This is a genomic window from Proteus sp. G2300 (assembly GCF_009915965.1).
Classification (GTDB): Bacteria; Pseudomonadota; Gammaproteobacteria; order Enterobacterales; family Enterobacteriaceae; genus Proteus; species Proteus vulgaris.
Genome location: NZ_JAABNK010000022.1, coordinates 154,395 through 164,514, shown reverse-complemented (window position 1 = coordinate 164,514; position 10,120 = coordinate 154,395). Strand labels below are relative to the sequence as shown.

Genomic DNA, 10,120 nt, shown 5'->3' with positions numbered 1-10,120 from the left:
CATTTGGGAGGATTATTTATTCGTAAGATATATATAAATAAATATGGAGAACGCCTGCATGTTTTTCTCACGAAAAATAAATCAGTTCTTTGCCGTCGCAACTTGTCAAAGCCTAGTCAAAGCAGCAAAACAAATCAATGTTACCCCATCCGCACTACGCCACGGGATTAACGAACTTGAAAGCCAAATAGGTAAGTCACTGATTAAACGCTCCAAAAGCGGAATGGATCTTACCCCTGCGGGGAAAACACTTTATGATCGTTTATATCCCTATTATGAAAAAATTAGAAAAATTGAAAATCAGATAATGAATCCCAATGAGGATAAAACCTCGCTCTCCATTAAATTAGATGGTCTTTATTATCCTGACTTAAAAACAAAACTGTTGGAGATCCGACAAAAAAACAATCAATATAGCCTGTCTTTAGAAGATGGTTATATTAATGATATTAAAGAAGAACTTTTTGATAAAGAGTTTGATCTTGTTATTTCCTCTCTTGAATTTGACTATCCTCATAAAAACATTAATACGATTAATTTATGCACACAAAAAGTCGGCTTATTGGTGAGTAAAAAACTCTTTGAACAATATCCCAACACCAAAACATTTTTTGCCAAAGAAACCTTAATACAAAGAAGCAGTACTTTGCAAAACCCCATATTTTCAACGATTTTAGATAAGCTAAAAAATCAAGGTTATCAATATCATACTTTAGGCTTAACAGAGATGGCGGATGTCTTGCACTGCGTTGATGAAGGGGCGGGTTACTGCTTTATGCCTGAAAATATTCATTATATTTCAACGATCACAAATGATGAGGTTCAATTTATTCGCTCACCATTTCCTTTTGATATTTTCTTACATCAAAAGGTCTATTTTAAAAAAAATAATGATAAAAAATTAGCTGATATTGCAATGACACTACGTTAATCAATTAAAACAGCGCATTGATATAATCAGAGGTAAATCCACGATATTGTAGATAGCGAACTTGCTTGGCTCTCTCTTTAAAGTCTTTGGGTTTAGCTGTACCGAATTTTTTCTCTTTGACCTCTTGGCAGAGTGCGTACCAATCTGTGTCTGTTTCTTCTAATACACGTTCAATAATTTCGCTAGGAAATCCCTTTAGGCGTAATTCTTGGCGAATACGTAATGGCCCATAGGATTTATTTAAATAACTACGAAAAAAACTATAAATAGTGCGATTATCATCAAGGTATTGGCTTTCAAGTAAGCGTTCGATCACTTGAGGTAAACACTCTGGCGCCGTTGGTGAATCTTTCTCTGTTTCGCGAATTCTGCGCTCAATACGGCGTTGCAATTCGTTTGTACTGTAATCACGACGAGACAGCATAAAAATAGCGTACTGATAAAGCTCTTGATAAGTCATAACGTTCCTTTATTAAAAGAGTCCATATAAGGCAACTATTATCATAACGGTTTATCACCGAAATAGCTTATTTCGATGTTAATTTCATCAGTAATATCGAGAGAAATAAAACAGTAATAATTAAAAGAAGAGTTATCATTTCTTTTTTATAATTTTAATCGGCTAGTTTTATTAAGGTTTTCTTAGGGAAAATAAGGGTATTTACTTAATAATCTCTTAATAATACTACAGTAATGCGAAATATAAGTATCTCTTACTGTATATCGCACTTATAGCTGGTGACCATCAATTAGAAAAAGTTTAAAATTTTCCACTACTCTTTTACTACTTACTTTTTTAATTTTCTGTGGGTTATGTATGAACTTTTCCAATTTAAATAAGGTGGTTTTAACCGCCTCTCTTCTTGCGACTGGCTTTTCTTACGCAGATAGCGATCGCCCACTGCTCTCTTTAAGTGTGAGCCAATCTGGTGGCACCGCATTAAATAATGAAGGTTCGTTAGATACACGTACCCCAGCAAGCCAATCTCGTGTTTTACCCATTTGGGGCGATGAAGCTCGTGCCCGCGGTTATGATATTCCAGAGCCTTTTGGTGCCAGCTATAGCTATATGAATCTACGCCAAGATATTATTGTGGATAAGATTGGGTTTGATGCCAGTAAATGGCCAGAAATGAGTGATGTTGTTAAAGTTGATGTAGGACATACTCGTGAAAAAAGTGAAACTCATATGCTCAAGCTGGATAGCTGGGTTTTCCCTTTTATGAATGTATATGGCTTATACGGTTATACAAAAGGAACATCAAAAACAGTCTTAAATGACGTATCTATGGATTTTGGCTTTCCTATGTCCTTAGCTAAAGATGAGATATTTGAACTTGATTTTAAGGGTAAAACCTATGGTGCTGGTTTTACTTTAGCCGGTGGTTATAACCAATTTTTTGGTACTTTTGACTTAAACTACACTAAAACAAACTTAGATATTTTAGATGGTGATATTAAAGCGTTAGTGATTTCACCTCGTGTGGGTTATGAGTTTGTTTTCTCACCACTGATTTCCGGCCAAGGTAATACCAAATTACAGGTGTGGACAGGTGCAATGTACCAAGATATTACTCAACGTTTTAGAGGAGATGTAAGTAAATTACATCTACCAGGTAAACTAAATGACATGATGAATAATCCTGATTTTCTAGAAGGAATTGGGAACGTCAAATTTGACGTTGAACAACATCTTGCTCATAAATGGAATCAAACTGTAGGCGCACGTTTAGAAGTGACACGCAATTTTAATGTGATTACTGAGCTTGGTTTTAATAATCGTAATAGCTTCTTTGTTTCAGGTGAGTTCCGTTTTTAATGGTTAAATACCCTTTTATTTTTGGGCTGGCATTTGCCAGCCTATTTATTTCGCATACAGCACAAGCTCAACTATTTCCCGATAGACAACAAATAGACCAATGGCTAGTTGGATTAGGGGGAGAAAATAACTTCGACCGTAGTAAAACTATCGACTGGGGCGTATTGCCGGGCCCATTTTATACGCCAGAGCTAGAATTGGGTGTAGGCATCGCCCTTGTTGGTCTTTATCAAGCCGATAGTCGCCCTGATAGTAAAATCTCGTCTCTCTCATTAAGTGGCTTTGGTTCATCAACCGGTGCTTTTGGCATGACCTTTAGCAACTACACCTATTTAGCAAATGATACTTGGCGCTTTTATCTTACAGGAACATTAAATAATGTCCCTACCAATTATTGGGGTGAGGGTTATCACGAAGGGCGTGTAAAAGATCATTTCGGTGAATTTCGCTCTCAAGAATTGCGTCTAACGCCCACGTTACTGCGCCAAATTACCAAAAACACCTATATAGGATTAGGATGGGATTACTCCAACCTACAAGCTGCTACCCCAGATAATCCCTTTAAAGACTATATGAATGCACGTGATTTACCTTTGCGTTCAACCAGCTCGGGATTAACGGTTCGCTTTACTTACGATAGTCGCGATTTCTTACCGAATGCTTATCAAGGTCAGGCTTTTGATATCAGTTATACCCATTATTCACCGGATACTGGCAGTAATAACCGCTTTAATGCGACACAGATGCAATATAACTACTACTATTCTTTAAGTGATACTGCGGTATTAGCATTTGATAATTATGCACGCTTCACATCGGGTGATATACCTTGGAGTCAATTGTCTAAATTGAGTAATGGGCACCAAATGCGAGGCTACTATGAAGGGCGTTATCAAGATAATCACGTATTTTCAACCCAAGTTGAGTACCGTCAAAAACTCGATTGGCGCCATGGCATTGCACTTTGGGTGGGAGGGGGTACGTTGAGCGACCAAGCCCGTGATTTAGGCAAAGGCCATTGGTTGCCCAGTGTTGGTGTGGGTTATCGCTTTGAATTTAAACCACGTATGAATGTGCGCTTCGATTTTGGGATAGGTAAAGAAAGTACAGGATTCTATTTTCAAGTAGGTGAAGCATTTTGATGTTTAAGCGGTTTCTTTTTATCAACACCATTGTCTTCTTCTTATTTATTGCAGGTTGCACTCAAGTCACACCTGTTAAATCGTTGCATGCCAATCTCGAGAGTGTTACCCACGAAGAAGCAACACAGCTTTGGCAAATACCCGCACCGCTAACAGCACCTAATGGCTTAAGACCTTGTTGTGCTTTTGGGTATAACTTAAAAGTCAAAGTATTTGAAATTCCCGTGCCTTTTTACCGTATTGATAATGTGATTGAAGCCTCGACATTAGGTCATCATCGTTATAACGATAGTTTTTGGCTAGGTACAGCAGCCGTATTAGGGATAGGAAGTGAAAAATCAGGTTTAATTTACTCCCATAAAGGGGGATTTCTTGATATCGCCCATATTCGTGATACGGCGGATTACACTTATTATCTCTTTAGCCATATCTATCCCAAATTAGGGCAAGAGTGGACGCTAACATTAAGTGATGAGTTAGCACAACGTAAAATCCACTTTAACGCATTTACGCCTCCTAAAAACGAATTAGAACGCTACACCTTAAGTGCTTATCTTGCGGCACGGTTAGGTTATCGCCTCGCGGTATGGCATGAAATTGCACAGTGGTATGGATTTCGTTCTGTGCCAGGATTCTCCGAAGGGATCTCAGCCTTTTCGCCCGAAGATCTCTATTCTAACTTAATTGGCGCCCGACTTTCCCTTACGTTGATCTTAAATGGCCATGCCACCAGCCTTGAACACTATAATCAATCAATGCAGGGCATCATTCCTTCTGCGCTCTACCAATTAGAAGCTCAACCTCGTCAATTAACACAACAATGGTTTGATGTGATTGATGGGCAATGGTGGGATAGTCAGCAACGAATTCCTGACAAGTTTTTAGTTTTAATGCGTGATTATCATATTTCCGATAGGCGTTATCCGGTGTTACCTTTTGAGGAAACAGCATCCCCACACTACCTCACATTACCTAGTGCTTATTCTGGTTATATTTTAGAACAATTAGCAGAATTTCAGCTTTGGCCGACAACGCAAATGGCAAATTTACCTTATCCCAAAACCTACTGGCGTGAAGCGGATTTTACTGATTTGATAGAAAAAGCACGTGAAATTGATAATAAAACTCGACCAAAAACAACAAAAACTGACTAAATAACAAACAAAAATGACACATTTCCCACTATTAATTGTGCTAAATTTAGGTTAACTCACATCTTTTTTTATAAGAAAAATTTAAGGTTTGAGTAAAAAAGCACTTTTTGTTAAAGGGGAAAAGCGATTATAAAACGAGGCGTTCCAGTAAATCTTATACATTTAGTTAACAAATCACTCGTAGTTATCCTAATGTGAGGCGATAATTTGTAGCTATGAAAAAAGTAATTTGCTAGTATTCGTTCGATTTTTATCCAGTTAAACGAGGAGAAGCAATGCCCTCTCAATTGATGAGGACAAGTGCCGTCTTCGCTTTCTTGATTTCACTACTATTTACTGGTGTAAGTTTTGCTTCAACCAGTACCAGCAGTTCCCATATACTGCAGGCGTATTCTTTCAAAAGCACGTCAACACCGTTGCCAGATTTGAAAAGATATCCTTCGGGAACACAGCGTAAGAAAGCGTTTTTAAATGTCATAGTTCCTATTATTGACAATGTTAATAATAAGATAATGAGAGATCGTGAGTGGTTAACTGCTCAACGTAAAGCCCAGCACTGGGGCAGCGCAGATTTAAAAAAACTGCGTGAAATCTGTCAATACTATGGCGTCACATGTACCAGCCCTAAAAAAGTGAATTGGGATTCGTTACTGACTCGCGTTGATATTATTCCGACACACTTTGTCGCAACGCAAGCCGCAACAGAATCAGGCTGGGGAACATCAAAATTGGCACAACAAAATAACAATCTATTCGGTATGCGATGTGGGAGTCAGTCTTGCAATAATGTGCCAGGGAAAACCAAAGGCTATGCTGCCTACCCTGATATTGAAGGCTCAGTGATTGCTTATATGCGTAATCTTAATACGCACCGCGCCTATAACTCATTGCGCTCCTCAAGAGCACAGCAAAGAATGACGCAGCAACAACTTGATTCTCGCCAGTTAATCACTGACTTGAAAGGTTACTCAGAATTGGGTTCAAGTTATAACAAATATCTGACCGAAATGTTCGACTCAAATAAAAAACTGATCACTCAAGTTCAGTTGCAGTCGAAACAAGATAGTTAAGCCTTAACAGGCTTTCATCAGGCAAAAAGCCACTTTTCTTTCCAGAGAAAAGTGGCTTTTATTTATCATAAGATAATCTTTTGATTGAAAGCCGGCTTAGAATTCATAATATATGGGGTAACACGTTTGGTATGACTTTTAAATCACACCCTTAGAGCCATTTATGAATTTTTTTTCATTCGAGTTTCTCGGAGCCTTTGTTAGCTTTTTTATTCTATACTGGCTCTTCCAAAAGCACATTAAGATCCAAAATATTCTACTGATTACAGTTAGTTATGCTTTTCTCTTTTATGCAGACTATCGTCCTGCGATTATCTTATTAAGTTATACGCTCTTTATTTATTTGCTAACAAACCTATTAACTAAGTACACCTCTTCTAAAGTCATATATTGGCTATTAGGATTATTGGTGGGTGTCTACTTCACCGCCTTTAAGTATTACTCTTTTTTCCAAGAGTCGCTGACACAAGCATTCCAACAATGGGGACTCAGCATTGAGCTACCGCTAATTGAGTTACTTGCACCATTAGGGCTCTCATTTTATATATTCCATTCCGTTAGTTATGTGGTTTCTGTTTGTCGAAAAGAGATCCCCAAAGCCCCGTTTTTAGATGTCGTACTTTATCTGTGCTTTTTCCCGAGTATCGTAGCAGGTCCGATTAATCGTGCTAAAGAATTTCTCCCACAAATTCAAGCACCAACCCGAAAAATCATTGATTATAAAGGGGCGATCATGCTGATTGTATTGGCTATCGCAAAACTCTTTTGGTTGAGTGGTTGGTTCTCAACAAACTATGTTGATCCCGTATTTAATGCGCCTGATTTAGCACAAAGCGGACAAGTGCTGACGGCAGTTTATGCCTATGCATGGCATATCTATTTCAATTTCTCGGGTTACACCAATCTTGTCACGGGTATCGCCTTATTATTGGGCTTCGTTGTTCCTCGTAACTTTAATGCACCTTATTTAGCAATAAATTTGGCTGATTTTTGGCGTCGCTGGCATATCAGTCTATCTACCTTTATTCGTGATTACGTCTATATTCCTTTAGGGGGAAATCGTAAGGGGGTGATTAGGCAGAACTTTAATGCCTTTGCCGCCATGGTGATTTCTGGGTTGTGGCATGGCGCTGCAATGACCTTTATTATTTGGGGTGCTATTCATGGGATTGGTGTGGTGCTATTAAATATTAAACACCGCCTCTTTCCTGTGAAGAAAGAGGCACCACCAAGTGCGTTATCGTCATTCAACATGCTGTTGTCATGGATAATCACGTTTCATTTTGTTTGTTTTGCGTGGATATTTTTCCGCAGTCAAACGGTGGGAGATGCCTTACTCTTAATACAGCAACTCTTCAGTGCTGGCGCTTGGGCATCATTACAAGCTGAAGGCTTAACACTCTTTATGTTCTGGGGGCTTTTCTTACTTTACCCTTGCTTTGTGACTTTAAGAGATATTGTGGCTCGTCTTGAGAAAAGAGTACCGTGGTATGTTTACCCACTGCCACTTGCGTTGATCCTCACGATTATTTTTATGTTGTCTCCAGATGGGGTGCCAGGATTTATTTATGCCAGCTTTTGATTTCTGCTCAAACTTAAAAAAGACAGCAAAAGTTGCCTTAATGGTACTGTGTAGTACCCTCTTTCTGATTTGGCTAAACCAAACATCACTAGAGCGTTTTTGGCAACAACAATATCATCGCCCTGCACCTTGGTCTGGGCTCTCCCACTATTATGCTTGGCAAGTAGGAGGGCAATTGCGTGATGGCGTATTTATTGCTGTAGAAAGTTATCGGGATTATCTACAAGTTAATCACCCTGATAATCAGGCAAAACCCATAGTGCAAACCTCCGCGCCAGAACAACTTCCTGAGGGCTTTGCGGTTGGTTTACATTTCTTTAATGGTTACACTCGACCAGCAACTCAATTGACGCAACGCTTCCCGCAATTATTAGAGCGTAAACAAGCCATGGGAGGATTACCTTATCCTTCTGTTACAGACATCTCTGATGCAGCATTAGAAGCCTTAAAACCTATCGTCCCCAAAACAGAAATTACCTTATCACCAGAGGATAAAGTCTTATTTGCAGGTGACTCAATGATGCAAGGCGTCGCACCGTTGCTGAAACGGCAACTGCAAACAAATTACAACATCAGTAGTATAGATTTAAGTAAGCAAAGTACTGGACTTGCATACCCACGCTTTTTCAATTGGCCACAAACCATTGCGACACGTTTAGCCAGTGATAATTCCATCAAGTTACTAGTTGTCTTTTTAGGCCCTAATGATCCTTGGGATATGCCACCGGATGGTGGAGGGCGTTACTTAAAATTTGCTAGTGAGGCATGGGAATCGACTTATCGTACGCGCATTGCAAGCATTATAGAGAACGCCAGGCAGAATAATGTCACGGTTATTTGGGTTGGGCCACCGAATATGCGAAAACCGAAGTTATCTGAAGGTATGGCATACCTTGATAAACTTTACCGTGAAGAAGCTGAGAAAATGGGCGAAATTTACCTTTCCGTCAATGATATGTTTAAATATGAAAAAGATATTTATTCTGATTATATGGGCGATGGTAGTAGTCGTGTTAAGTTAAGAGCGGGTGATGGCATTCATTTTAGCTTAAAAGGTCAGCAAATTATTGCTCAACACGTATTCTCACGTATTCATCTTCAAGAAGAAATTAAAGAAGATGATGCCGTCGATGATGTAAAAGATAAAAACACGGTTATTGCAAATGAAACAATTAGCGCACATCCTTGAGCGTAAAACCTTAGTCGGTAGCTCAATTATACTGACCTTGGTGTCACTTTTAGTGGCGTGTAACCAAGACACTGAAAAAGCAGTGAAGTTACCTACCCCCACAGTATTACCTGCTGATGGCTCAAGACAACTTTACAACTATCACGATCCTCAATTTGCGGGCTTCGTTAAAAAATTACAGCAAGGTCGTCAGACTGTGCATATTGTTCAACTAGGCGATTCTCATACTGCAGCTGATTTTTTCAGTGGTAAGTTACGTGAACGTTTTCAGGCCGACTATGGTAATGGAGGCATTGGTTTTATTCCTCCAACTAACATTGCAGGTCAACGTATTGCTAACGTACAGTATCAGAGTGATAAAAAAGCATGGACACTGCTTTCAAGCAGAAAAGATAACGATCCAGATTTTCCATTAGGAGGGTTTATTAGTGAACCGCAAGCTAAATGGGCTAAATTACAGTTATCTGAAAACCCAGTAACTCAACAACGTTATCAATTACAAGCACTCTATAAAGCACCAACTACAGCACAAGTGAATGTGCAGTCATCAACAAGCAAAATACTGTCATTATCACAAACACAAGGTAAATGGCAGTTTTCAAACCCAACAACGATGACTTTTCCAGTCAGTATTACGGTTAGCAAAAGCCAACCCGTTAAATTTGGCGGTTGGTTAATCACCAATCAACAACCAGGTGTCATGCTTTCCTCATTAGGCATTAATGGTGCCACAATCAATATGATGGATAAGTGGGGGACACAATGGACAGAAACGTTAGGCCAATTAAACCCTGATATGGTCATTTTGGCTTATGGCACAAATGAAGCTTTTAATAACACCTTCGATTTGAGCGCTTATCGCCAACAGCTTACGGATAAGATTCGCCAAATTCGCCAGCAAGCGCCTAATAGCACAATTTTACTAATAGGGCCTTCTGATTCCATCAAAAATAAAGAGGCCCCTGATTGCCGTTCACAACAACCGCAATGGCTCAGTGATATTGTCAGAATTCAAAAAGAAGTGGCACAACAAGAGCGAACCCTTTTTTGGGACTGGCGTGATTACATGGGGGGCGAATGCTCGATAAAAGCATGGTCACTGTATGAGTTAGCAAGACCTGATGGTGTACATCTTTCTCGCGAAGGGTACGAGAGCAGTGCCAATACACTTTATAGCCAGCTCACCACATTGATGAATAAAAGTTAACATCAAGAGTCTTGATAAGCTAAAAG

General features: G+C 39.2%; 9 protein-coding genes. 8 read left to right on the top strand and 1 reads right to left on the bottom strand.

Annotation, left to right across the window (positions count from 1 at the left end; genetic code table 11):
• Positions 1 to 58: 58 nt before the first annotated feature.
• A complete protein-coding gene (locus tag GWI97_RS11235) occupies positions 59 to 931 on the top strand; it encodes a LysR family transcriptional regulator (protein WP_161681075.1) in 873 nt (290 codons plus the stop codon).
• A gap of 4 nt (positions 932 to 935) precedes the next feature.
• Here the strand turns inward: GWI97_RS11235 and GWI97_RS11230 are convergent, their stop codons facing one another.
• The gene (locus tag GWI97_RS11230) at positions 936 to 1,391 is read right to left on the bottom strand and encodes a regulatory protein RecX (protein WP_036934413.1); all 456 of its coding nucleotides are present in this window, start codon (positions 1,389 to 1,391) and stop codon (positions 936 to 938) included.
• Between the two features lie 357 nt (positions 1,392 to 1,748).
• On the opposite strand from GWI97_RS11230, the gene GWI97_RS11225 reads away from it, so the two are divergent.
• From GWI97_RS11225 to GWI97_RS11195, 7 genes are all read left to right on the top strand, one after another.
• Positions 1,749 to 2,750 carry a hypothetical protein gene (locus tag GWI97_RS11225; protein ID WP_036934414.1) on the top strand — a complete coding sequence of 334 codons (1,002 nt, stop codon included), beginning with the start codon at positions 1,749 to 1,751 and terminating at the stop codon, positions 2,748 to 2,750.
• Positions 2,750 to 3,892 (top strand): BamA/TamA family outer membrane protein, encoded by a 1,143-nt coding sequence (locus GWI97_RS11220; protein ID WP_036934417.1) that lies wholly within the window; start codon positions 2,750 to 2,752, stop codon positions 3,890 to 3,892. Before GWI97_RS11225 ends, GWI97_RS11220 begins: the two co-directional genes overlap by 1 nt.
• Positions 3,892 to 5,046 (top strand): DUF4056 domain-containing protein, encoded by a 1,155-nt coding sequence (locus GWI97_RS11215; RefSeq protein ID WP_036934420.1) that lies wholly within the window; start codon positions 3,892 to 3,894, stop codon positions 5,044 to 5,046. The genes GWI97_RS11220 and GWI97_RS11215 overlap by 1 nt, the downstream gene beginning before the upstream one ends.
• A gap of 275 nt (positions 5,047 to 5,321) precedes the next feature.
• Positions 5,322 to 6,116, top strand: coding sequence for a protein bax (locus tag GWI97_RS11210; RefSeq protein WP_036934422.1), 795 nt, complete (start codon positions 5,322 to 5,324; stop codon positions 6,114 to 6,116).
• Between the two features lie 163 nt (positions 6,117 to 6,279).
• Positions 6,280 to 7,698 (top strand): MBOAT family O-acyltransferase, encoded by a 1,419-nt coding sequence (locus GWI97_RS11205; protein WP_087803355.1) that lies wholly within the window; start codon positions 6,280 to 6,282, stop codon positions 7,696 to 7,698.
• Positions 7,685 to 8,887 (top strand): SGNH/GDSL hydrolase family protein, encoded by a 1,203-nt coding sequence (locus tag GWI97_RS11200; protein ID WP_087803353.1) that lies wholly within the window; start codon positions 7,685 to 7,687, stop codon positions 8,885 to 8,887. The genes GWI97_RS11205 and GWI97_RS11200 overlap by 14 nt, the downstream gene beginning before the upstream one ends.
• Positions 8,862 to 10,094, top strand: a complete 1,233-nt coding sequence (locus GWI97_RS11195; RefSeq protein ID WP_036934428.1) for an SGNH/GDSL hydrolase family protein — start codon at positions 8,862 to 8,864, stop codon at positions 10,092 to 10,094. The genes GWI97_RS11200 and GWI97_RS11195 overlap by 26 nt, the downstream gene beginning before the upstream one ends.
• The last annotated feature ends 26 nt before the right edge of the window (positions 10,095 to 10,120 follow it).